This window comes from Jannaschia sp. L-14R, assembly GCF_056857695.1.
This window is the reverse complement of record NZ_JBSXNP010000011.1, coordinates 842,477-864,952: the sequence shown is the minus strand read 5'-3', so window position 1 is coordinate 864,952 and position 22,476 is coordinate 842,477. Positions and strand designations below refer to the sequence as shown.

The 22,476-nt window shown below is 64.2% G+C and carries 20 protein-coding genes; 16 read left to right on the top strand and 4 right to left on the bottom strand.

Features of this window, described 5'->3' with window-relative positions:
• Positions 1-447: 447 nt before the first annotated feature.
• The 4 genes from AC13C2_RS16995 to AC13C2_RS16980 are packed head-to-tail and all read left to right on the top strand — an operon-like array spanning position 448 to position 3,085.
• Positions 448-1,236 (top strand): exodeoxyribonuclease III, encoded by a 789-nt coding sequence (locus AC13C2_RS16995; RefSeq protein WP_482887546.1) that lies wholly within the window; start codon positions 448-450, stop codon positions 1,234-1,236.
• 58 nt (positions 1,237-1,294) lie between these two features.
• Positions 1,295-2,212 (top strand): tetratricopeptide repeat protein, encoded by a 918-nt coding sequence (locus AC13C2_RS16990; RefSeq protein WP_482887545.1) that lies wholly within the window; start codon positions 1,295-1,297, stop codon positions 2,210-2,212.
• 40 nt (positions 2,213-2,252) lie between these two features.
• Positions 2,253-2,903 (top strand): LON peptidase substrate-binding domain-containing protein, encoded by a 651-nt coding sequence (locus AC13C2_RS16985; RefSeq protein ID WP_423787149.1) that lies wholly within the window; start codon positions 2,253-2,255, stop codon positions 2,901-2,903.
• Positions 2,900-3,085: a Trm112 family protein gene (locus AC13C2_RS16980; protein ID WP_092759121.1), complete on the top strand. Its 186-nt coding sequence runs from the start codon at positions 2,900-2,902 to the stop codon at positions 3,083-3,085. Before AC13C2_RS16985 ends, AC13C2_RS16980 begins: the two co-directional genes overlap by 4 nt.
• Positions 3,086-3,107: 22 nt before the next feature.
• On the opposite strand, the gene AC13C2_RS16975 is transcribed toward AC13C2_RS16980, so the two are convergent.
• Positions 3,108-4,313 (bottom strand): UbiH/UbiF/VisC/COQ6 family ubiquinone biosynthesis hydroxylase, encoded by a 1,206-nt coding sequence (locus AC13C2_RS16975; RefSeq protein WP_482887544.1) that lies wholly within the window; start codon positions 4,311-4,313, stop codon positions 3,108-3,110.
• 85 nt (positions 4,314-4,398) lie between these two features.
• Here AC13C2_RS16975 and AC13C2_RS16970 point away from each other — a divergent pair, with 85 nt between their 5' ends.
• The 5 genes from AC13C2_RS16970 to AC13C2_RS16950 all read left to right on the top strand — a co-directional run bounded on the left by AC13C2_RS16970 (position 4,399) and on the right by AC13C2_RS16950 (position 11,452).
• Entirely contained in the window at positions 4,399-5,724 is a 1,326-nt protein-coding gene (locus AC13C2_RS16970; RefSeq protein ID WP_482887543.1) for an amidase, read from the top strand.
• 131 nt (positions 5,725-5,855) lie between these two features.
• Positions 5,856-7,031, top strand: a complete 1,176-nt coding sequence (locus AC13C2_RS16965; RefSeq protein WP_092759125.1) for an aminotransferase class I/II-fold pyridoxal phosphate-dependent enzyme — start codon at positions 5,856-5,858, stop codon at positions 7,029-7,031.
• Between the two features lie 9 nt (positions 7,032-7,040).
• Positions 7,041-9,791 (top strand): DNA translocase FtsK, encoded by a 2,751-nt coding sequence (locus AC13C2_RS16960; protein ID WP_482887542.1) that lies wholly within the window; start codon positions 7,041-7,043, stop codon positions 9,789-9,791.
• A gap of 215 nt (positions 9,792-10,006) precedes the next feature.
• Entirely contained in the window at positions 10,007-10,603 is a 597-nt protein-coding gene (locus tag AC13C2_RS16955; protein WP_339645817.1) for a LolA family protein, read from the top strand.
• 162 nt (positions 10,604-10,765) lie between these two features.
• Positions 10,766-11,452 carry a type 1 glutamine amidotransferase domain-containing protein gene (locus tag AC13C2_RS16950; RefSeq protein WP_092759131.1) on the top strand — a complete coding sequence of 229 codons (687 nt, stop codon included), beginning with the start codon at positions 10,766-10,768 and terminating at the stop codon, positions 11,450-11,452.
• Between the two features lie 126 nt (positions 11,453-11,578).
• Here the strand turns inward: AC13C2_RS16950 and AC13C2_RS16945 are convergent, their stop codons facing one another.
• Entirely contained in the window at positions 11,579-13,606 is a 2,028-nt protein-coding gene (locus tag AC13C2_RS16945) for an FAD-dependent oxidoreductase (RefSeq protein WP_482887541.1), read from the bottom strand.
• Positions 13,607-13,723: 117 nt separating this feature from the next.
• Here AC13C2_RS16945 and AC13C2_RS16940 point away from each other — a divergent pair, with 117 nt between their 5' ends.
• A complete protein-coding gene (locus AC13C2_RS16940) occupies positions 13,724-14,764 on the top strand; it encodes a flavin monoamine oxidase family protein (protein ID WP_482887540.1) in 1,041 nt (346 codons plus the stop codon).
• A gap of 8 nt (positions 14,765-14,772) precedes the next feature.
• Here the strand turns inward: AC13C2_RS16940 and AC13C2_RS16935 are convergent, their stop codons facing one another.
• Positions 14,773-15,366, bottom strand: a complete 594-nt coding sequence (locus AC13C2_RS16935) for an enoyl-CoA hydratase/isomerase family protein (protein ID WP_482887539.1) — start codon at positions 15,364-15,366, stop codon at positions 14,773-14,775.
• Positions 15,363-16,112: an SDR family oxidoreductase gene (locus AC13C2_RS16930; protein WP_482887538.1), complete on the bottom strand. Its 750-nt coding sequence runs from the start codon at positions 16,110-16,112 to the stop codon at positions 15,363-15,365. Before AC13C2_RS16930 ends, AC13C2_RS16935 begins: the two co-directional genes overlap by 4 nt.
• 71 nt (positions 16,113-16,183) lie before the next feature.
• Between AC13C2_RS16930 and AC13C2_RS16925 the strand changes: the two genes are divergently transcribed.
• From AC13C2_RS16925 to lpxK, 6 genes are all read left to right on the top strand, one after another.
• Positions 16,184-17,662 carry a hypothetical protein gene (locus tag AC13C2_RS16925; RefSeq protein ID WP_482887537.1) on the top strand — a complete coding sequence of 493 codons (1,479 nt, stop codon included), beginning with the start codon at positions 16,184-16,186 and terminating at the stop codon, positions 17,660-17,662.
• Positions 17,663-17,781: 119 nt separating this feature from the next.
• The gene (locus AC13C2_RS16920; protein WP_482887536.1) at positions 17,782-19,125 is read left to right on the top strand and encodes a TldD/PmbA family protein; all 1,344 of its coding nucleotides are present in this window, start codon (positions 17,782-17,784) and stop codon (positions 19,123-19,125) included.
• Positions 19,118-19,930: a 3'(2'),5'-bisphosphate nucleotidase CysQ gene (locus AC13C2_RS16915; RefSeq protein WP_482887535.1), complete on the top strand. Its 813-nt coding sequence runs from the start codon at positions 19,118-19,120 to the stop codon at positions 19,928-19,930. Before AC13C2_RS16920 ends, AC13C2_RS16915 begins: the two co-directional genes overlap by 8 nt.
• Positions 19,931-19,963: 33 nt before the next feature.
• Positions 19,964-20,206 carry a DUF4170 domain-containing protein gene (locus AC13C2_RS16910; RefSeq protein ID WP_092759147.1) on the top strand — a complete coding sequence of 81 codons (243 nt, stop codon included), beginning with the start codon at positions 19,964-19,966 and terminating at the stop codon, positions 20,204-20,206.
• 4 nt (positions 20,207-20,210) lie between these two features.
• Positions 20,211-21,488 (top strand): 3-deoxy-D-manno-octulosonic acid transferase, encoded by a 1,278-nt coding sequence (locus tag AC13C2_RS16905; RefSeq protein WP_482887534.1) that lies wholly within the window; start codon positions 20,211-20,213, stop codon positions 21,486-21,488.
• Positions 21,488-22,444: a tetraacyldisaccharide 4'-kinase gene (gene lpxK, locus AC13C2_RS16900; RefSeq protein ID WP_482887533.1), complete on the top strand. Its 957-nt coding sequence runs from the start codon at positions 21,488-21,490 to the stop codon at positions 22,442-22,444. The genes AC13C2_RS16905 and lpxK overlap by 1 nt, the downstream gene beginning before the upstream one ends.
• The last annotated feature ends 32 nt before the right edge of the window (positions 22,445-22,476 follow it).

Here is a 22,476-nt window from a genome sequence, read left to right as displayed (position 1 = left end):
ACACCGGCCAAGGGCGGACCAATGAAATGTCCCGCGACTGTCTCGATCGACCACATCTGACCATTGGCGGATTCCAGGTCTTCTCGTGCGATCACTGCCGGCAATACGGTCTGGGCCGCGTTGTCGCGCAGCACTTCGGCCGAGCCGAGCAGGAAGGCAACCCCACAGAGAGCTGCAATCGCCATCGCGGGCGACCCGACGGGGGGTGATGCTGTGAGCAAGCGGGGACAGGGGATGCGTCGCGTCTAACCGGATGCGCTCCGGGACGGAAGGCGCCCGATGTCAGGGGGTCATTCGGCTTCGGCGTTTGCCCGGTCCCGGCCTCGCCGACACGTGAGAATTGCGGGAAAAACCGTAATAAAAGCCGGTTTGCAAACACACGATCCGGGGGTGGTCCCTTGGCTTGCCGCCCGGCATAACCGTAATATTCAGCCAAAGGACACCGTCATGCCCTTCACCCTTGCCACCTGGAACATCAATTCGGTTCGCCTTCGCGAACCTCTCGTCCTGCGGTTTCTGTCTGATTACCAACCCGATATCCTGTGCCTGCAGGAATGCAAAAGTCCGGTCGAAAAGATCCCGCGCGAGGCGTTCACAGCGCTGGGTTATCGCCACATGGTTGCGCGCGGGCAGAAGGGCTACAACGGCGTAGCGATCCTGTCGAAGCTGCCGATCGAGGAAGCGGGCGCGGAAGATCATGCGAATCTGGGCCACGCGCGGCACATCGCCGGGCGACTGGAAAACGGCGTCACGATCCACAATTTCTATGTCCCTGCGGGCGGTGACAAGCCGGATCGCCTCATCAACGAGAAGTTCGGGCAGAAGCTGGATTACCTGTCGGATATGCGCGACGCCTTTCACAGCGCTGTCCCGCAAAAGTCGATTCTGGTGGGTGATCTGAACATCGCCCCACGCGAAGACGACGTCTGGGATCATAAGAAACTGCTGAAAATAGTCAGCCACACCCCCATCGAAGTAGAGGCTCTGGCCCAGGCGCAGGACGCAGGCAACTGGGTCGACGTCACCCGCGCCGACATTCCCGATGGCAACCTCTACAGCTGGTGGTCCTATCGAGCATCTGACTGGGATGCGGCGGACAAGGGACGGCGGCTGGATCATGTCTGGGCCACGCCCGATATCAGCAATGCCGCGCATTCATCCCGTATTCTGCGCGACGTCCGCGGGTGGACTCAGCCGTCAGACCATGCACCGGTGTTGGCGACCTTCGACCTCTAGACCTTGGAAAGGTGCGCCACACCGCGCATATAGCCATTAAACCTGAGGAGTGCGCCCCATGCTCGAATTCGGCCAGCCGCAAAAGACCGATGCCCCCACCGACCTGATCCGCGACGTGGAAGAAACAACCTTCATGGCAGAAGTCGTGGAAGCCTCGATGACAACGCCGGTCATCGTGGATTTCTGGGCGCCATGGTGCGGTCCGTGCAAGACGCTGGGCCCGCAACTTGAACAGGCCGTTACCGCCGGAAAGGGTGCGGTCAAAATGGCCAAGGTCGATGTCGATCGGAACCAGCAGATCGCGGCGCAACTGCAAATCCAGTCGATCCCGACAGTCTATGCCTTTTGGCAGGGCAAACCTGTCGACGGCTTCCAGGGTGCAGTTTCTGCCAACGAAGTCGCCGAGTTCGTCAAACGCACGGCGGCGTTGGGCGGTGGCGCGGAAGACGATGGTCTGGCCGAGGCGGTCACCGCCGCAGAAGAAATGCTCGAAAATGGCGAGGCCGTCGACGCGGCCCAGACCTTTGCCGCCGTTCTGGGCGAGGAGCCCGAGAATGTCGCAGCCTATGGTGGTCTGATCCGGGCGCATCTGGCCTTGGGCGAACTGGATCAGGCCGAAGTGCTGATTGACGACGCCCCTGCCGCGATCGCCGCATCCGCCGAAGTGGAAGCGGCGCAGGCGCAACTGGTTCTGGCCCGTCAGGCTATGAATGCAGGTCCCGTCGCAGAATTGATGGCAGCGGTCGAAGCCGCACCCGACGATCACCAGACGCGTTTCGATCTTGCCGCGGCTCTGCTTGCCAACGGCGAGACCGAGGCTGCCGTCGACCAATTGCTGGACTTGTTCCGTCGTGATCGAGAGTGGAACGATGGTGCCGCGCGGACTCAGCTTTTCACGATTTTCGATGCGCTCAAGCCGACCGATCCCATAGTCCTGAAGGGACGCCGTCGCTTGTCGTCGATGATCTTCGCGTGAGGGTTTTCACAACCTCCCTGCGCCCTATCTGATAATGATGATGTTGTATCGCGCCTCGGACCTGCCCCGGACGATTCCCGTCTTTCCCTTGCCCGGTGCTCTGATGCTGCCCCGGTCGCGCCTGCCCCTGCACATTTTCGAGCCGCGGTATCTTCAGATGATCGACGATTGCCTCAAGACCGAACATCGCCTGATCGGCATGGTCCAACCCCGCGCCCAGAAGTCCGGGGATGGTCGCGAATTGCAGTCGATCGGATGCGCTGGACGCCTGACGCAAATGTCCGAAACCGAAGACCGGCGCTATATGATCACGTTGGCGGGGGTGTCCCGCTATCGCATCATGCGCGAAGTCAGCGGCTTCCAGCCCTACCTTCAGGCCGACGTCAGCTGGGACGGATTCGAGCGCGATCTTGGCAAGCCCGAGGTGGACCAGAAGTTCGACCGTCCACAGTTTCTGAAACTGCTGCATCGCTATTTCGAGGCGCAGGATCTGTCGACCGATTGGGACAGTCTGAAAGATGCAGACGAGGAGCTTTTGATAAATTCCCTGTCCATGCTTTGCCCGTTCGAACAGGAGGAGAAGCAAGCCCTTCTGGAAGCGCCATCTCTGGCCACGCGTCGTGAAACGGTCGTGACGCTGATGGAGTTCGCACTGCGCGGTGGCGGCGCGGGCGAGGAGATCCTGCAATGACCCCGACAGCCCCGACCCACGACCGCCGTATGCTGGAGGCGCTGGTCTGCCCGCAGACGCAAGGTCCGCTGACTTATGATGCCGATGCGCAGGAGCTGGTGTCGAAATCCGCGCGGCTGGCCTATCCGATCCGCGGCGGCATTCCGATCATGCTGGTGGACGAGGCACGCGTTCTGGATTGATGCGATTTGCGGATGCGCCGGTTCAGCCCTGCATCAACATGGGCAAATCGCCGCTGATCCCTGCCGCTTCGCGGATGAACCGCCGGCGCACCGGGGGCATCGCGGAAATCGCCCCCATGCCAAGATCGCGGCCCAGCCGCAGGATCGGATTGTCGTTCGAAAACAGCCGGTTCACCGCGTCTGTGGCAAACCCCATCATCGACGTATCGAACCGCCTCCACCGTTGATATCGTGCCAATACATCTGTTGCACCGATATCTTCGCCCCGCGCGCGCGCGCGGCCCAGCACGTCTGACAAAGCGGCGACATCCCTGATACCAAGGTTCAGGCCCTGCCCCGCGATCGGATGGATGCCATGGGCAGCGTCGCCCACCAGCGCCACGCGATTGGCCGTGAAGGAGTTGGCCAGACTCAGCGCCAGTGGATAGGTATACCGCCCCCCGGCCAGACGCAGATCGCCTAGAAAGCTGCCGAAACGGGGCCGCAGGATGTCGAGGTATTCAGCATCGGGCAGCGCGTTCAGATCGGAGGCATTGGCATCGGTTTCGGTCCAGACGACGCTGGAGCGATTGCCGGTCAGCGGCAAAATCGCCAGTGGGCCGGGCGGCATGAAGAACTGATGCGCGATACCTCCATGCGGCAGGTCATGTTCGACCGCGCAAACCAGCGCCGTCTGACCATACCCCTTGCCCGTTCGCCCGATGCCCGCACGTTTCGCCGTCCCGCCCATCCGTCCGTCACACCCCAGCAGGATACGTCCGGTCAGCGGCTCATCCGTCTGCACCCGGACAGTCGCGCCTTCGGCAGTCTGGTCCGTGACAGTGACACCAAAACGCATCTCGACCCGCGGATCAGCGTCGCAGGCCGCCAGAAGGGAGGGGCGAAGGTGCCGGTCCTCAACCATCTGACCCATGAACGGCTCGCCGATTTCGGCCGCGTCGAACGCCAGATGCAGCGGCGACGCGCCTTCGCCTGCGCGACCGTCACTGGCCCGGATGCCGATGATGGGTTGAGCGTCGGCGGCAAGCCCGTCCCACAGCCCTAGATTTCGCATCAACCGCACCGATCCCAGCGCCATCGCATAGGACCGCCCATCGAAAGCGGCATCGTCGAAATCTGCACGTGGTCGGGCGTCCAGCACGAGACTGGTGATCCCGGCACGAGACAGGGCAAGCGCGGTCAGGGGGCCGGTCAGCCCGCCGCCCACGATAAGGGCATCTGCGTTCATGACTTCAGATATGATCAGTCAGGCGCCATTGTCCAACCCGGACCACGTCTTTAGCGTGGTCCGCGACGATATGACGGAGACAGGAATGCAGGACTGGTTGTGGGCAAGCGCCGCCGATTTGGGGCGCGGCATCGCGTCGGGTGACATTGACCCCGAGGCGCTCTGCGACGCCTATCTGACTGCCATCTCGGGCGACACGAACCGCGACACGATCTATGCCCGCCTGACCGAAGACCGCGCGCGGTCCGAGGCTGGGGCCGCCGCGACGCGCGCGCGCAACGGGTTACGGCGCGGCCCCCTGGACGGTGTCCCGATCAGTTGGAAGGACCTGTTCGACAGCGCTGGCACGGCAACTGAAGCCGGGACTGCACTTCTGAAGGGACGTGTTCCGCAGGACGATGCGGTGGCACTGGCAAATGCGACGCATGGTGGCGCCGTGTGCCTTGGCAAAACCCACATGAGCGAACTGGCCTTCTCCGGTCTGGGCCTGAACCCGGTCACCGCGACGCCGCCGAACCGGCACGATGCCGCATTGGTGCCCGGTGGATCGTCATCCGGGGCCGCCACTTCGGTAGCCTTCGGACTGGCCTCCGTCGCGATCGGGTCGGACACCGGCGGATCGGTGCGCAATCCGGCTGCTTGGAACGATCTGGTCGGCCTGAAGACCACATTGGGGCGCGTGCCGGTCAAGGGCGCGGTGCCGCTGGTCGAATCGATGGACACCATCGGCCCGCTGGCCCGCACAGTCGAGGACGCGGCGCTGGCATTGGCGCTGATCGAGGGCGGAGTTGCCGCCGACCTGAACGGTGCGACGCTGGTGGGCAAACGCCTGCTGGTGCTGGCGGATTATGCCGACACCAGCCGCGATGCGCCCCGCGCTGCCTTCAAGCATGCGGTCGAACATTTTAAAGCAGCCGGAGCGATTATCGAACGGGCCGAAATCGCGGCTGTCGGCAAAGCCATGGACCTGACGCCATTGCTGTTCGCGCCCGAAGGCTATGCCATCTGGCGCGACGTGATCGAGGCCAGCCCGCATCTGATGTTCGACCGAATCCTCGAACGGTTCCGGCAAGGGCGCGATGTGACCGCCGCCGATGTACTGGACGCCCGGCGCAAGCGGCAGGCCGCCGAAGCCGAATATCTGACTGCGACCGCCGGGTACGACGCCGTAATCCTGCCGACCGCCGCGATCCTGCCACCCAACCGCGAGCGTCTGTTGACAGACGAAGACTACTACGTCGCCGAAAACCTGATGGCCCTTCGAAACACGCGCGTTGGCAACGTGCTGGGCCTGTGTGGCCTGACCTTGCCGACCGGCGTTCCGATGTGCGGGGTCATGGCGCTATGCCCCCCGATGCAGGAGGAGCGCCTGCTGCGTCTGGGTGCGGCAATGGAGGCAGCCCTCGCCTGACGCGGACCTTTGCGCTGGCTCGAATGCCACACCCGAGACACCGCGATTGGTTTTCGTTGGACCCTGGACGCATCCCTTTGCTATCCTGATTCAAACGGGGCCGTCAGAGCATCCGTCACGAGGCTACAGGCATGAATTATCCGCAGCGGTTCTCCGAACTGCCCGAATATGCGTTTCCGCGCTTGCGGACGTTGCTTGGCGACCTGTCGCCCGGCAGCAATGCCCCTGTTCAAATGACCATCGGCGACCCGCGCCATGCGCCGCCCGCCTTCGTGGGCGAGGTCATTGCCGAATATGCTCCGCTGTTCATGTCTTATCCGCCAAACGACGGCGCGCCCGAATTATTGTCGGCCTGCGCGTCGTGGCTGAAGCGGCGATATGGATATAAAGCTGATCCGGAACGCGAAATTCTTGCCCTGAACGGCACGCGCGAAGGGTTGTACAATGCCGCGATGGCACTGTGTCCCGAAACAAAGAACGGCCTGACCCCTGCGATCCTGACGCCGAATCCATTCTATCAGGTCTACGCTGTAGCGTCCTTGTCGGTCGGCGCGGAGCCGGTTTACATCAACGCCACAGCGGAAACCGGCCATCTTCCCGATTATGACGCACTGGACGCAGGCCTGCTGGACCGGACGGCGGTGGTCTACATCTGTTCGCCCGCGAACCCGCAGGGGGCGACCGCTTCGCTGGAATACTGGTCGAACCTGCTGCGTCTGGCGGACAAACACGATTTCATGATCTTCGCCGACGAATGCTATGCCGAAATCTATCGCGGTCAGCCGCCTGTCGGCATTCTGGAAGCGGTCCGCATCACCGGGGCCGATCCGGAACGGGTCGTGGCGTTCCACTCGCTGTCCAAGCGGTCGAACCTGGCCGGATTGCGGTCGGGCTTCGCGGTATCGGGGCCGAAGAATATCGCCCGGATGAAACAGCTTCGCACCTATGCCGGTGCGCCCCTGCCCCTGCCCTTGCAGATGGCCGCCGCGCGGGCATGGTCGGAAGAAGAGCACGTCGAGGAAAACCGCACGTTGTATGCCGCCAAGTTCGAGGCGGCCAAGGCGATCCTGCCCGGCATGGATATCCCCGACGCCGGGTTCTTCCTGTGGCTGCCTGTTGACGATGGCGAGCAGGCCACGCTGAAATTGTGGGCCGGGACGGGCGTCAAGGTCCTGCCGGGTGCCTATCTGGCCCGTGACACACCTGCCGGAAACCCCGGCACATCATTCATTCGCGCGGCCCTTGTCGGCCCGCTGGACGAGACGATCGACGGCCTGACCCGGCTGCGCGACTGTCTTTACGGTTAAGGAGGCCCCATGGCGTATCAGGTGCGGCAACGCGACCCTCTTCTGGACCAGAACATGCAGATCACGCTGGCGCGGCGCGGACGCGAGGGGCTGGGCGTTCTGATGGTGCTGTTTGGAGTGCTGTTGGCGGTGATTCTGCTGACCTATAACCCGGAAGATCCGAACTGGCTGGCCGCGACCGACGCACCGCCGCGCAACTGGCTGGGCGTGTTCGGGGCGTCGCTGGCGGCCCCGCTCTACCTGATCCTTGGGTATGGCGCGCTAGGCCTGTCAGGCGGTCTGATCGTCTGGGGCCTGCGCTTTGCCCTGCACGCCGGGTCGGAACGTGCGTTGCCGCGCGGGTTGTTTGTCATGGGCTGGGTTCCGATCCTGTCGCTCTACAGTGCATCGCTGGTGCCGGGGCCGGGGTGGACACATGATTTCGGATTGGGAGGCTTGTTCGGCGATACGGCATTGGGTGCGCTGCTGTCGATCCTGCCAATCACGGCCAGTATCGGGTTGAAGGTGCTGTCGCTGATCCTAGCCGCCGGGTCCCTTGTGTCCGGCGCCTGGGTGCTGGGCTGCACACGGGAAGATATCACGAAGGCGGGTATATTTTTCCTCAACGGTCTGGGCAACGCGATCCATCTGATCAAGATCATCACGGGCACCGCCGCGCGCGGGGCCGCCGTCGGCACCCTCAAAGGGGCCACTGCCCTGCGCCAGGCCCGCGCCGCCCGCGCGGAGACCGGATATGAAGACGAAGATGTCTATGATGATGTCGCTCCTGCGCCCCGTCGCAGCCTGATGTCGTGGTTGCCACAGCGCACCATGGCCGACCCGATGGACGACGGCGACGATGATATCGGCCAGGACGACGGCCCCGAGGACGACCGCGTCCGTGCCCGCATCGCCAATGCCGTCCGCACCCGTGTGCGCCGCGCTAACATTTCGCAGGCCCTGAACTCCGGCCATGCACTTGCCGCGCGCGACCAGTCGCCGGAGGGTGGCAAGCGGGTCGAACCGACATTGACCGGAGCGGCGCCCGCGCAGCCCTCGGCGATCGGAGGAGATTATTTCACGCAAGCACCGGATCTGTCCGAAGATGCGCTGATCGAAGCGACCGTGCAGCAATCGACCAACATATCGGCCCGGCAGGTTCCGTCTCGGACGGTAGTGCAGGCCCCCGCCAGGCCCGCGTCGCCGTCCAGGCAGGCCCGCGCCGAAGCACAGCCTGCCCTGCAATTCGAGGAGAAGGCCGCAACCTACGAAATGCCTCCGCTGAACCTGTTGGCGGACCCGTCCACGGTAGAACGCCATCATCTGTCGGACGAGGCGCTGGAAGAAAATGCCCGCATGCTGGAGACGGTCCTGGATGACTACGGCGTCAAGGGTGAAATCGTGTCGGTGCGCCCAGGACCCGTGGTCACGATGTATGAACTGGAACCTGCGGCGGGTCTCAAAGCGTCCCGCGTGATCGGGCTGGCCGACGACATCGCGCGGTCGATGTCGGCCCTGTCGGCGCGTGTCTCGACCGTGCCCGGCCGCACCGTCATCGGCATCGAACTGCCCAACGAGCGCCGCGAGAAGGTCGTCCTGCGCGAGATCCTGTCAGCCCGCGACTTCGGCGATTCATCCATGGCCCTGCCGCTGGCACTGGGCAAGGATATCGGCGGCGCGCCGATCGTCGCCAACCTTGCCAAGATGCCCCACCTTCTGATCGCGGGCACCACGGGATCTGGCAAGTCCGTCGCCATCAATACGATGATCCTGTCGCTGCTCTACAAGCTGCCGCCGGAAGACTGCCGGATGATCATGATTGACCCCAAGATGCTGGAACTGTCGGTCTATGACGGCATTCCGCATCTGCTGTCGCCTGTCGTCACCGACCCGAAAAAGGCGGTGGTCGCCCTGAAGTGGACCGTGGGCGAGATGGAGGAGCGCTATCGCAAGATGTCGAAGATGGGCGTTCGTAATATCGAGGGCTACAACGGGCGCGTGAAAGATGCGCTCGACAAGGGCGAGATGTTCAGCCGGACCGTGCAGACAGGCTTCGACGACAATACGGGCGAGCCGATCTTCGAAACCGAGGAAACGGTGCCCGAGAAGCTGCCATATATCGTCGTCATCGTCGACGAGATGGCGGACCTGATGATGGTCGCCGGCAAGGAAATCGAAGCTTGTATCCAACGGCTTGCGCAGATGGCGCGGGCATCGGGCATTCACCTTGTGATGGCCACGCAGCGCCCTTCGGTCGACGTCATTACCGGCACAATCAAGGCGAACTTCCCGACACGGATTTCCTTCCATGTGACGTCCAAGATCGACTCGCGCACCATTCTCGGCGAAATGGGCGCCGAACAGCTTCTGGGCATGGGCGACATGCTCTACATGGCGGGCGGGTCCAAGATCACACGTATCCACGGCCCCTTCTGTTCCGACGAAGAAGTCGAGGAAATCGTCAACCATCTCAAAAGCTTCGGACCTCCCGACTATGCGTCCAGCGTGCTGGATGGCCCCGAGGACGGGGCGGCATCGGATATCGATGCGGTGCTGGGCCTGACGGGCGGCAATACGGGCAACGAAGATGCGCTGTATGATCAGGCGATCGGCATCGTCGCGCGGGATCGCAAGTGCTCGACGTCGTATATTCAGCGCAAACTCGGCATCGGCTACAACAAGGCCGCGCGTCTGGTGGAGCAGATGGAGGACAATGGCGCGGTCACGGCGGCCAACCATGTCGGCAAACGCGATATCCTGCTGCCCGATCCGAACGCCTGATACGGCGCAAACCGGGCGTAAGACAGGCGTATTACAGCGGTATTACCTGCGTCATACCCGATTTGCGCAGGGTGAACCCCTTCGATCCGGCGGACTTTTGCCATAGGCGATCCGCATATCGCGCGGGCGTCATCGGATATCGGCGGGATTTCGGTTAGCGGATACCTATATGTTCAGTCAGCCCGATCATACACCAACGACCGAAAGATCCGCACATGCGCCTCCTTGCTCTTGCCGCCACGCTCGCTTCGCTTGCCCTGCCCGCTTGGGCGGAAATTCCGGTGAACCAGATCAGCGGTTACCTGAACAGTTTCACAACCGCGAAATCGGCCTTCACGCAGATAAACGGCGACGGTTCGATCTCGACCGGGGATCTGTCGATCCGGCGGCCGGGGCGTGCGCGGTTCGACTATGATGCGCCCAACAAGGGTCTGGTCATCGCGGGCGGTGGACAGGTCGCGATCTTCGACCCGGTGTCCAACACACCGCCCGAGCAATACCCTCTGAGCCAGACACCGCTGAGCCTGATCCTGGCCGACAATGTAAATTTCGGGCGGTCGGGCATGGTTGTCGCGCACGGCGGCGACAGCACACAGACCGCCGTGACGTTGCAGGACCCGGCGAATCCCGAATACGGCAATATCCAGCTGATCTTCACGCCGAACCCCGTCACCCTGCGCCAATGGGTCATTACCGACGATGCCGGATCGCAGACGACAGTCATCCTGGGTGATATGCAGACGGGCGTGTCGCTGGGGAGCAGCCTGTTCAACATTCCGCTTGAAATGCAGCGGCGCGGGTTGTCGAACTGACGGGCGCGTCTTCCCCCGCCTCGCCACAGGGCGACATCGGCCCGATCCGGGCGGGGGACGCATTTGCCCAACCGATACCCGGTGTCGGTTCCTTCCGTTTGGGAAAACGGACCTGAAGACCTATCTGAGCGTTGGGGCACACACACGCTATAGGAGACTTTCATGGCCAATGTTCTTTTCATCCTGACATCGCACGACAAACTGGGCGACACGGGCAACCCCACCGGTTTTTACATCGACGAGATGGCTGCCCCCTACTGGGCGTTGACCGACGCCGGGCACGACATCACCATCGCGTCCGTCAAGGGCGGCAAGCCCCCGATCGACCCGAATTCCCTGGACGATGATCCGGCCAAGCGGCCCGCCCCGGTGACGCGCTTCCTCGATGACGCGACGGCCAGCGCCAAGCTTGAGAACACACCTGCCGTCGCGACGCTGGACGTTGCGGATTACGATGCCGTTTTCCTGCCCGGCGGGCACGGCACGATGTGGGATTTTGCCAAGAATGACGACATCGCGCGTCTGGTCAGCGGCATTTATGCCAAGGACGGCGTCGTCGGCGCGGTCTGCCACGGGCCGGCCGGTTTGTTGGGTGCCACGAAGCCGGACGGCACACCTCTGGTCGCGGGCCTGCGGGTCAACGGCTTTACCGATAGCGAGGAAAATACGGTCGGTCTGACGGATCAGGTTCCATATCTGTTGGAATCGCGTCTGCGTGAATTGGGCGGCAAGTTCGAGGGCAAGGACGACTGGGCCGCGTTTGCTGTCACCGACGGGCGTCTGGTCACCGGCCAGAACCCGCAGTCGGCCGAGAAGGTCGGCGAACAACTGGTGGCGGCACTGGCCTGAACCTTGCCTTGATCCTGTCACCCGCCTGCGGGGTTTCAGACAGGCTCCGCCGTCGCCTTCGGGCGGCGGCATCATTCCGGCCTAATGGTCATCAGGACCGGCGGGATGGAAATTCGGCGGAGCGCTTCAGAGCGTCGCCGCCAGACGCGTCCCCTGATCAATGGCGCGCTTGGCGTCCAGCTCGGCAGCCACGTCGGCGCCGCCGATGATGTGACAGTTGACGCCCTGCGCTTCCAGTGCATCCACCAGCGTCCGGTCGGGCAGTTGACCGGCACACAGGACAATCGTGTCGGCTTCGATGACGGTCGGATTTTCCCGTGCTTCGCCGTGGCTGATCATCAGGCCCTCGTAGGTGACGCGTTCGTAGTTCACGCCGCTCAGCATTTTCACGTTCTTCATCCGCAGACCCATGCGATGAATCCAGCCGGTCGTCTTGCCAAGCCGCTTGCCCGGAGCCTCGGCCTTGCGCTGCAACAGCGTGACCTGACGCGCCGGGGGCGAGGGTTGCGGACCTTCGGGCGACAGGCCACCGCGATGTTCGGCCGGGTCGGTGACGCCCCAGTCGGTCAGCCATTCGGGCAGGTTTTCCGTTGCGGAATGACCGTCGTGGACCAGAAAGTCGGACACGTCGAAGCCGATGCCGCCCGCGCCGATCACGGCGACCTTTTCGCCCACCCTGGCCCCGCCCCGCAGCACGTCGATATAGCTGACGACTTTCGCGTCGTCCTGCCCCGGAATGCCCGGATCGCGGGGCACGACGCCGGTGGCGATGATGACTTCGTCGAAACCGGCCAGCATGTCGGCGGTGACTTCGGTATTCAGCCGGACGTCGATGGCGAGGGTGTCCAGCATGGTTTCGTACCATTCGACGAAGCCGATGAACTCCTCCTTGCCGGGCACGACCTTTGCCATGTTGAGTTGCCCGCCCACCCGGTCGGCCCGGTCGAAGAGGGTGACGGTGTGGCCGCGTTCCGCCGCAGTAATCGCGGTCGACAGGCCCGCAGGCCCCGCGCCCACGATGGCGATGGTCTTGGGCGTGGCGGTGGGGGTCACCACCAGCTCGGTCTCGTGACAGGCACGGGGGTTCACCAGACAGGTGCTGATTTTGCCCTGGAACGTGTGGTCGAGGCAGGCCTGGTTGCAGGCGATGCAGGGCGCGATCTGCGCTGATTTACCCGCCGCCGCCTTGGCGACGAAATCCGGGTCGGCCAGAAACGGACGCGCCATCGACACCATGTCGGCGCAGCCGGTGGCCAGCACGTCTTCGGCGACGTCGGGCGTGTTGATGCGGTTCGACGTGATCAGAGGGATGCCGACCTTGCCCATCAGTTTCCTTGTGACCCAGGAAAACGCCGCGCGCGGCACGGAGGTGGCGATGGTCGGGATGCGTGCCTCGTGCCAGCCGATGCCGGTGTTGAGCATCGTCGCGCCCGCCGCCTCGACCGCCCGGGCCAGTTGCACGACTTCGGCGTGGGTGGACCCGTTGGGGATAAGATCGATCATCGACAGGCGGTAGATGATGATGAAATCGGGGCCGATTGCGTCACGACACCGGCGCACGACTTCGATGGGCAGGCGCATCCGGTTTTCGTAAGATCCGCCCCAGCGGTCTGTGCGGTTGTTGGTGTGCGTCACGAGGAACTGGTTCAGGAAATACCCTTCTGACCCCATGATTTCGACGCCGTCATATCCGGCCTCGCGGGCGCGCAGGGTGGCAGTGACGAAATCCTGTATCTGCTTTTCGATGCCGTCCTCGTCCAGCGCCTTGGGCGGGAAGGGAGAGATCGGGGATTTGATGTCCGACGCGCCGACGCACTCGGGACCGTAGGCATAGCGCCCCGCGTGCAGGATCTGCATCGCGATCAAGCCGCCCGCGTCATGCACGCGGTCGGTGACGATACGGTGATTTGCGATATCGGTGTCGTTGAACAGACCCGCAGCACCTGGAAACACGCCCCCTTCGCGGCTGGGGGCCATGCCGCCGGTGACCATCAGCGACACTCCGCCACGCGCGCGTTCGGCATAGAATTCGGCCACTCGGTTCCAGTCCTTCGTCTCCTCCAGATTGGTATGCATCGAGCCCATCAACACGCGGTTCTTCAAGGTCACATGGCCAAGGTCCAGTGGCGCGAGAAGATTAGGGTAAAGGGTCATCGGTGCCTCCCTGCATCGGTCGGCGCAGGGTCGGGCATGTGACCGGGCGGGGCAAGGCAGTGGTGGCAATTTCGTTGCGTCGCGGGCATGTCAGGGGCTGACAAACCCGGAGAGAGCATGCCGGAGAACAGTATTCTTATCGTGGGCGCGGGATTGTCCGGTCTTGCACTGGCCACGCATCTGGTCGGGGCCGGGCGCGACGTTACCCTGATCGAAAGTCGGAAACGGGTCGGCGGGCGCATTTATTCGCCGAACGGCTTCGATCTGGGTCCGGCCTGGATCTGGCCGGGGCAGCCGCGCATTGCCGCCCTGACCGGACGTCTGGGCCTGAAGGTATTCGAGCAGCACTGGCAGGGTGATCTGCTGTTCGAAGACGCGCAGGGATCGGCTCATCGCGGGCCGGGCCAGCCGTCGATGCGCGGCGCGTTGCGAGTGGCCGGGGGGCTGGGTGCCGTGACCCGAACGCTGGCCGAAAATCTGCCGGACGGTGTCTTGCGGGTTGGCGTGCACGCGACTGGCCTGATGCGGGACGAGCGGGGCATTTCAATCGTGACCGACGGGGCGACGATCCATGCGGATCAGGTCGTTCTGGCCATTCCGCCCCGGCTGGCCGCAAGTTTGACCTATACGCCGCAGTTATCGACCGCGGAGCTTACGGCGATGCAGGCAATTCCCACGTGGATGGCAGGGCATGCCAAGGCGCTGGCAAGATACGATCAACCGTTCTGGCGGGCGGCAGGACTGTCCGGGGATGCCCACAGCCGCCGCGGTCCGATGGTCGAGATCCACGATGCATCGGAAGAGGGCGGAGCGGGCGCGATTTTCGGATTCATGGGTATTCCGGCATCGGCGCGCAGGGACCAGGCGGCGCTGCGGGACGCGACGTTGGCGCAATTGGGGCGGTTGTTCGGGGCGGAGGCCGCGACGCCGCTGAGCCTTGCGATCACGGACTGGGCGAATGACCCCCTGACCGCGACGACGCTGGATCAGACGCCATTGACGCATCATCCGACCTATGGATTACCGCGCCCGCTTGCCGACCTGTGGGATGGAGCATTGTTCCTGGGATCGACTGAAATCGCGACGCAGTTCGGTGGCCTGGTGGAAGGTGCGCTGGAGGCGGCGGAGGAGGTCTTTGCCAAACTCCGGGACCGCTAGCGACCCGCTCAGGGCACCATGCCCTTTATGGCCGTGATATGCGCAGCCTCTCCGGCAGCCAGGTCGTGCGCCGCCGCCACCGGGTCGGGCGTGATGCGGTCGATCAGCCCGAAGGCCAGCGCCTCGGATGCGTCGAGGCGCGCGCCGCCCGCAAGGATCAGCTTGGTGCGGGCCGGACCGATCAGTCGCGCCATGCGGGCAGGGTCCGAGGGTTGCGGAAGATAGCCCAGCCTGGCGACCGGATAGAAGAACGTCGCCTGTGGCACCGAAAGTCGGATGTCGCAGGCCAGTGCCATGCCGAAGGCTCCGCCTGCCAATGTGCCGTTCAGCGCGGCAACGGTCAGGCATGGCAATGCCGCGATGGCCGATGACAGGTCTTCCCAAAGCGGCGAAGTGGCAAGGCCTGCGCGGGCCTCTTCCAGATCGGCCCCGGCGCTGAATACTTTCGCGCCCGTTCCGGTCAGGATCAGCAGGCGCAGGTCGGTGGCGTCGCGGACATGGCCGATCAGGGCCGACAGCATCGCGGCGGTCAGGGAATTGGCCCTGTCCGGGCGATCCAGCGTCAGGGTCAGAACATCGGCGTCGCAGTCGGCGCGGATCACAACAGGCCGATCCGGGCGCGCAGGCCTTCGTCGCGCAGCGACAGCTCGGTGCCGCGAAATTCGTCCGCATCGGGGCCACACATCCAGACCAGTGCCTGCGCCACCCATTCGGGCGGGATGTGATCGGACCAGTCCAGTTCGGCCACAGGCCCCACGCCCGAGGCCTTGATCTCGCGCTGCATCTGCGTGGCGACGGTACCCGGTGACAGGCCCATGACGCGCAGGGTTTCGCCGTGTTCGACGTGACATGCCTCGGTCAGCATCTTTGCGCCCGCCTTGGATGAGCAATAGGCCGACCAGCCCGCCAACGCACGGTGTGCGGCCCCCGAACTGATAGTGATGATCGTGCCTGCCCCTTCCGCCATCATGATCGGCAGGGCGGCACGCATCCCGTGATAGACCCCCTTGAGGTTTACATCGATCGCCGCACTCCAGTCGTCGGGGTCGGTGTCCATCAAGGGGCCGATAGGATCGATGACACCGGCGTTGCCGATCACCACGTCCAGCGAGCCGAAGGCCTCGACCGCGGCGTCGGTAGCGCGCGCCATTTCCGACCAGCTGGCGACATCGCAGGGGATCGCCAGCGCGGTCTTGCCGATTTCGCCTGCAAGGTCGGCGATGGCCCCGGTGCTGCGCGACAGAAGGGCGACGTTGGCACCCTTGGCGGCGAAAGCGCGCGCAGCGGCGGCCCCGATGCCACGCGATGCGCCGGTTATCAGAACGGTCTTCGCGGAAAGGTCAGGCATGGTTTCCCCCTGTTGACCCCGCCTTCGGGGTCGGATTTGGTATCTGTGACATTGATAGAGGAACCTTGAGCATGCTGAAATACACCATTCCGGGTGCGGCCGCGTTATTGCTCGCGACGGCCCCACAGGCTTGGGCGCTGGATGCCCAGACCCTCTGGTCCGATTGGCAGGACGTCTACAGCCGGTTCGGAGGCACGCTGACGGCCGCATCGGAGGAGTATTCCGGCGGCACGCTGACCCTGACGGATGTGACATACGAAACCGTCATGGGCGAGGTCACCAACACGGCAGGCTATGGCACCCTGACATTGGTCGAGCAGGACGACGGCAGCGTCGTGATCGAGATTCCGGCGACAGTCGAAACCACCAGCGTGACGGAAACGGATGGCGTGTCCATCGAGCAGACCATGCGCATGATCCAGGATGGCCTGACTGTGGTGGCGCGCGAAGAGGATGGCACCCGGACCTACGACATGGCGGCGGACAGCATCACTGTCGAGATCGACACCGAAGCCCAGGCGGATGAAGAGAGTATTTCTCCGGGTGTCGTGACGGTGGCGATGTCGAATGTCGCCTCGGTCTATCGCTCGGACGTGGACGCAGACGGTGCCTTTTCGCAGACGCTGGCGGCCGATACGATGACGGTCCAGGCCGCGATGGAAGACGACACCGGCGGCACTGTCGACGTCAGCTATGGCATGACCGGAATCACATCGGATCTTGCCGGAAATTACGGTGACGCGCCGACCGGTCCCATCCTGGGTCTTTCGGATATGGGGGTCACCTATGGCGGTGACATGACACACAGCGGCAGCACCCTGTCGGTTGCGGGCGACGGTCCCGATGGCCCGTTCCGTCTTGATGGCACGTCGGAGGCGGGCACGCTCACGCTGGACCTCGGAGCAGATGCGCTGACGTATTCCCTGACATCGACCGGCGGCGATATGGTCGTCCAGGTGCCAGGATTTCCGGTTCCGGTGAACATCTCGATGGCCGAACTTGCCAGTGGCTTCCAGATTCCGGTCGGCGCGCCCGGCGAGGAGCAGCCCTTCGGCATGACCGTCACCCTGCGCGATCTCATGGTGGACGATATGCTCTGGGGGCTGTTCGACCCCACGGGACAATTGCCGCGCGACCCCGCCACGCTGATCCTCGATCTGGACGGCACGGCGCTGATGTCCGTGGACCTGTTCGGTAACCCCGATGCGATGGCGAACCTGCAAGGTCCGCCGGGCGAATTGAAGACGCTGGCGATCAACCAGATCCTGTTGACCCTGGCCGGGGCCAGCCTGCGCGGATCGGGCAGTCTGGATTTCCCGACGTCGACCCCCATACCCGAACCGGTAGGCAAAATCGACCTGGCACTGGATGGCGGTTTCGCCCTGATCGACAAGATCGTGGCGCTGGGATTCATTCCTGTCCAGCAGGCCGCCTTCGTCAAGGGCATGGCCGGTGCGGTCGCGAAACCCGTGGGCGACGACCAACTGGAATCGACGATCGAGTTCCTTCCGGGCGGGGGCATCAGCGCCAATGGTCTGCCGCTGAAGTAACGTCGATCAGACGACAGGCAGGCGCTCCGTGGCAACGCGGGGCGTTTTGCATGTGGCGCGGTGGCCTTGTTCGCAGGCGGTGGCAAGGCTACCTGAGGGACAACCATGAAGGCTGCGCCATGACCGATCTCTCCCATCTGACCGAAGCCCTTCTGCACGCCGCCCGCAAGGCCGGGGCCGAGGCGGCGGATGCGCTTGCGGTGGACGGCACCTCGGTTTCGGTCGATGTGCTGCGCGGCAAGCTGGAACACGCGGAGCGGTCCGAGGGCATTGAGATCGGGCTGCGCGTTTTGATCGGCAAGCGGCAGGCCTGCGTTTCGGCTTCGGACATCAGCACCGCGACGCTGGAAATGATGGCCGAACGCGCCGTCGCCATGGCCCGCGAAGCGCCGGAAGACCCCAATATCGGGCTGGCGGACCCCGATATGCTGGTGCGCAATTGGGATGTCGCCCGGCTTGATCTGGTCGACGACAGCCCGGCGCTGTCGCCTGCCGATCTGCAGGATATGGCCGCACGGGCCGAGGCCGCGGCGCTGGCCGTGAGCGGTGTCAGCCAGGTGTCGGCAGCGGGCGCGGGATATGGCGACAGGCGTGTGCATCTGGCGGCAACGAACGGATTCGCAGGTGGCTATCGTCGAACGGGCACATCGCTGTCCTGCGTCGCGATCACTGGTGAGGGCGCGAAGATGGAGCGGGATTACTACGGTGACAGCCGTATCCACCGCGCCGATCTGGACAGCCCCGAAGACGTGGGCCGTATCGCGGGCGAACGCACGGTCGCGCGGGCCGGGTCGACCAAGCCGCCCACTGGCGCGTTTCCCGTAATTTATGATGAGCGGGTCGCGGGTCAGTTGATCGGGCATCTGTTGTCGGCGGTGAACGGCGCTTCGGTGGCGCGGGGCGCGACATTCCTGCGCGATGCCCTGGGACAGCAGATCCTGCCCGCGCACCTGTCATTGATCGAAGACCCGACCTTGCCGCGCATGTCGGGCAGCCGACCGTTCGACGGCGAAGGCCTGCCGGTCACAGCACGCGATATCGTGGCGGACGGCATGCTGACGGGCTGGACGCTGGATCTGGCGACCGGGCGCAAGCTGGGCATGGCCAGCACCGGCAATGCCGCGCGCGGCACATCGAACCCGCCCGCTCCGTCGGTCACCAATGTTCGGCTGACTCCGGGCGATGCCACGCGCGAGGATTTGCTGGGGCAGATGGGGGCGGGTCTTCTGATCACCTCGATGATCGGGTCGTCGATCAATGCCACCACCGGAGATTATTCGCGCGGGGCCAGTGGCTTCTGGGTCGAGAATGGCCGGATCGTGCGGCCCGTGAACGAATGCACCGTGGCTGGCAATCTGCGCGATATGCTGATGACGCTGATCCCGGCGAACGATGCGCGGCGGCACGTCGGACGACAGGTCCCGTCCTTGCTGGTCGAAGGGCTGACGATTGCCGGTGGCTGATGCCGCGCTCGGCGCGGACCTGTCGCTTCTGGCCGATGCCGCCCGCGCTGCCGGACGGATCGCGCGCAGGCATTTCGGCAATGGTCCCGAGACATGGGACAAGGGCGATGGCCAGGGCCCGGTGACCGAGGCCGATCTGGAAATCGACACCATGCTGCGTCACGACCTGCTGGCCGCGCGACCTGGTTACGGCTGGATGTCCGAAGAAACCGCCGATGGACCGGAACGCCTGGATGCCACGCGACTGTTCATCGTCGATCCCATCGACGGAACGCGCGCATTCATCGACGGCTCCCGCGATTTCAGCCATGCTTTGGCTGTGGTCGAGAACGGGGTGCCGATCGTCGCGGCGATCTTTGTTCCGATGAAAAACCGGTTGTATCTGGCCGCGTCTGGCCAGGGTGCGACGCTGAACGGTGTTGCAATCCGGATGTCTGGCCGAGCCGGTCTGGACGATGCAACCGTGCTGGGCAGCAAGCACAACTTTCACGACACCCATTGGACCGGTGGACGCCCCCCGGTTCTGCAACGGTTCGTGTCGTCGCTGGCTTACCGCATGGCTCTGGTGGCCGAAGGGCAATACGATGCGATGATCGCCCTGCGTCCAACCTGGGAATGGGACATCGCCGCCGGTGGCCTGATCGTGACCGAAGGGGGGGGGCGGGTCGCGGACAGACGGGGCCTCCCACTGCGGTTCAACAACCCGCATCCCCAATTGGATGGCATCGTGGCTGGAACGCCCGTCGTTGCGGATGCCCTGCTGAACCGGCTTGTCCCTGTTTCCCCTGCCCGGCGGACACGCTAGATCAGGACAAAGCAATACCTTGAGGAGGCCGATATGGTCCAACGCCTGCATCTTGTTTTCGGTGGTGAGCTGGTAAACCCCAGTTCGACGCAATTCGCGGACATGGACAACATCGACATCGTCGGCCTGTTCCCCGATTACGCCAGCGCCTATGATGCCTGGAAGGGCGCGGCGCAACGCACCGTGGACGACGCCCATGCCCGGTATTTCATCGCCCATATCCATCGTCTGCAGGACGAGGAATCTGCCGTATCGGCGACCGAGGAACCGGGCTGACACCATGTCACGATCCGTTCTTCTGGGCGCGTATCTCATGCTGACGGGTCGCGCCTCTTTCGGCGAGCGCATTCTTCGCAGGCGCCTTGCGAGAGGTAAGGAAAATGCCTCTCGTCTGGACGAACGTCGCGGGATTGCGTCGCTGCCCCGCCCCGATGGGCCATTGATGTGGCTGCACGCGGCGAGTGTCGGTGAAAGCGTGTCTCTGCTGGAAATGATCCGCCGCCTGGGCGAGGAACGGCCCGACCTGTCGTTTCTTATCACGACCGGCACCACGACGTCGGCGCAGGTTCTGATCGGCCGGATCCCGGCACGTTCCGTGCATCAGTTCGTGCCGCTGGATATTGGTCCGTGGGTGCGCCGGTTTCTGGATCACTGGACCCCCGATCTGGTCGTTCTGGCCGAAGGAGAAATCTGGCCTACGCTGCTGCTGGAGAGCGGCAAGCGCAACATTCCCGTCGTCATGATCAACGCTCGGATGACACATCGCGCGCATGGGCGCTGGCGCATGGCACGGCAAGCGGCCCGGCAGATGATGGCGCAGATCCGTCACGTTCAGGCACAGGATCAGGTAACCGCGAACCGCCTTGTGTCGCTGGGCCTGCCGGAAACGCGGATCGAGGTAACGGGCACGCTCAAGGAAGGCTCTGCCGCACTGCCGCATAATGAGACGGAGCGGGTGCACTTGGCCGCCGCCATCGCGGGCCGTCCCTGCTGGTTGGCTGCCTCCACCCACGAGGGCGAGGAGGCGATGGCCGCCACCGCCAACAAGCTGGCCCTGCGGTCCTGGCATAAACTGCTGCTGGTGATCGCGCCGCGCCACCCCGAACGGGGCATCGGTATCGTCGCTGGTCTGCGGTCGGGCGGCTGGAAGGTCGCACAGCGGTCGGCGGACGAGCCGATTTTACCGGACACCCAGATCTATGTCGCGGACACGATGGGCGAGATGGGACTTTGGTATCGCCTCTGTCCCGTCAGCTTCGTCGGCGGATCACTGGTGCCGATCGGAGGACATAACCCGTTCGAACCGGCGGCCCTGGGTAGCGCCATCCTGCACGGGTCCAGTGTCGAGAATTTCGCCGACATTTACGCTAGGCTGTCCAGTGCAAAGGCCGCGGTCGTCGTGTCCGAACAATCGCTGGGCGAGACCGTAGCACGGATACTCGAACCGGACGAAGCCGCGAAGATGGCGCATGCCGCATGGGCGGTCTGTTCCGAAGGCGCGGAGGTCACGGAAAAGGCGATGGACCTGCTGATGGCAATGCTCGACGAGGTCGATTGATGCGCGCGCCGCGCTTCTGGTGGCGCCCTGCCGGTCTGGCTGCGATGCTGCTGTCGCCGCTGGGTGCGCTTTATGCTGCCGGAACGGCCCGACGGGTGGCGCAAGATGGCGTGACCGTCGGCGTCCCGGTGATCTGCGTCGGCAACCTGACGGCGGGCGGCACGGGCAAAACGCCCACGGTGATCGCGGTTGCCGAGCGGTTGGCGGCCCGCGGCATAGCGGCGCACATCGTGTCGCGCGGATACGGCGGGCGGCTGACTGGCCCGGTGCAGGTCGATCCGACCCGCCACGAAGCCGCCGATACTGGGGACGAACCGTTGTTGCTGGCGGCCTTCGCGCCGACATGGGTGGCCCGAGACAGAGCAGTGGGGGCGCGCGCCGCCGCCGCGGCCGGGGCGCAGGCCATCATTCTGGACGATGGGTTCCAGAACCCATCCATCGTCAAGGATATCTCGATCGTGGTGGTCGATGCCGGTGTCGGGTTCGGCAACGGGCATGTAATTCCTGCGGGACCGTTGCGCGAACCCATTGCGACGGGACTGGCGCGGGCCGATCTGACGCTGACCATCGGGCGTGGCGATGTGGCCCTGCCCGACCCGCCGCCGCGTCTGCGTGGGCATCTGGAGCCATTGGCAACCGGAATGGACTGGCGGGACCAGCCGGTGTTTGCCTTCGCTGGCATCGGTCGGCCGGAGAAGTTCTTCGAGACGCTGCGCGATCTGGGGGCCGATATTCGCGGCACGGCGTCGCTGGCCGATCATCAGCCCCTTGGCCCTGCCTTGCTGAAACGTCTGGGAGATCGGGCGGCCAGGCTGTCGGCGCAGCCGGTGACGACGGAAAAGGACGCCGTGCGGCTGCCCGCTGCGCTGCGTGGCAGGGTGATGACGGTTCCGGTCCGGTTGGTGTTGGAGGACTGGATGCCGTTCGACACCGCACTGCACCAGGTCGGCCTTTGACGAATAGCAGACTACAAAAACGAACGGCCCTG

What these genes read in the sequence shown, in the direction of transcription:
- AC13C2_RS16940 (WP_482887540.1), top strand. Translation starts at nt 13,724, where the DNA reads ATGCCGGAGAACAGTATTCTTATCGTGGGCGCGGGATTGTCCGGTCTT.
- AC13C2_RS16970 (WP_482887543.1), top strand. Translation starts at nt 4,399, where the DNA reads ATGCAGGACTGGTTGTGGGCAAGCGCCGCCGATTTGGGGCGCGGCATC.
- AC13C2_RS16995 (WP_482887546.1), top strand. Translation starts at nt 448, where the DNA reads ATGCCCTTCACCCTTGCCACCTGGAACATCAATTCGGTTCGCCTTCGC.
- AC13C2_RS16950 (WP_092759131.1), top strand. Translation starts at nt 10,766, where the DNA reads ATGGCCAATGTTCTTTTCATCCTGACATCGCACGACAAACTGGGCGAC.
- AC13C2_RS16905 (WP_482887534.1), top strand. Translation starts at nt 20,211, where the DNA reads ATGTCACGATCCGTTCTTCTGGGCGCGTATCTCATGCTGACGGGTCGC.
- AC13C2_RS16980 (WP_092759121.1), top strand. Translation starts at nt 2,900, where the DNA reads ATGACCCCGACAGCCCCGACCCACGACCGCCGTATGCTGGAGGCGCTG.
- AC13C2_RS16930 (WP_482887538.1), bottom strand. Translation starts at nt 16,112, where the DNA reads ATGCCTGACCTTTCCGCGAAGACCGTTCTGATAACCGGCGCATCGCGT.
- AC13C2_RS16920 (WP_482887536.1), top strand. Translation starts at nt 17,782, where the DNA reads ATGACCGATCTCTCCCATCTGACCGAAGCCCTTCTGCACGCCGCCCGC.
- AC13C2_RS16925 (WP_482887537.1), top strand. Translation starts at nt 16,184, where the DNA reads ATGCTGAAATACACCATTCCGGGTGCGGCCGCGTTATTGCTCGCGACG.
- AC13C2_RS16960 (WP_482887542.1), top strand. Translation starts at nt 7,041, where the DNA reads ATGGCGTATCAGGTGCGGCAACGCGACCCTCTTCTGGACCAGAACATG.
- AC13C2_RS16975 (WP_482887544.1), bottom strand. Translation starts at nt 4,313, where the DNA reads ATGAACGCAGATGCCCTTATCGTGGGCGGCGGGCTGACCGGCCCCCTG.
- AC13C2_RS16910 (WP_092759147.1), top strand. Translation starts at nt 19,964, where the DNA reads ATGGTCCAACGCCTGCATCTTGTTTTCGGTGGTGAGCTGGTAAACCCC.
- AC13C2_RS16955 (WP_339645817.1), top strand. Translation starts at nt 10,007, where the DNA reads ATGCGCCTCCTTGCTCTTGCCGCCACGCTCGCTTCGCTTGCCCTGCCC.
- AC13C2_RS16945 (WP_482887541.1), bottom strand. Translation starts at nt 13,606, where the DNA reads ATGACCCTTTACCCTAATCTTCTCGCGCCACTGGACCTTGGCCATGTG.
- AC13C2_RS16990 (WP_482887545.1), top strand. Translation starts at nt 1,295, where the DNA reads ATGCTCGAATTCGGCCAGCCGCAAAAGACCGATGCCCCCACCGACCTG.
- AC13C2_RS16985 (WP_423787149.1), top strand. Translation starts at nt 2,253, where the DNA reads ATGTTGTATCGCGCCTCGGACCTGCCCCGGACGATTCCCGTCTTTCCC.
- lpxK (WP_482887533.1), top strand. Translation starts at nt 21,488, where the DNA reads ATGCGCGCGCCGCGCTTCTGGTGGCGCCCTGCCGGTCTGGCTGCGATG.
- AC13C2_RS16965 (WP_092759125.1), top strand. Translation starts at nt 5,856, where the DNA reads ATGAATTATCCGCAGCGGTTCTCCGAACTGCCCGAATATGCGTTTCCG.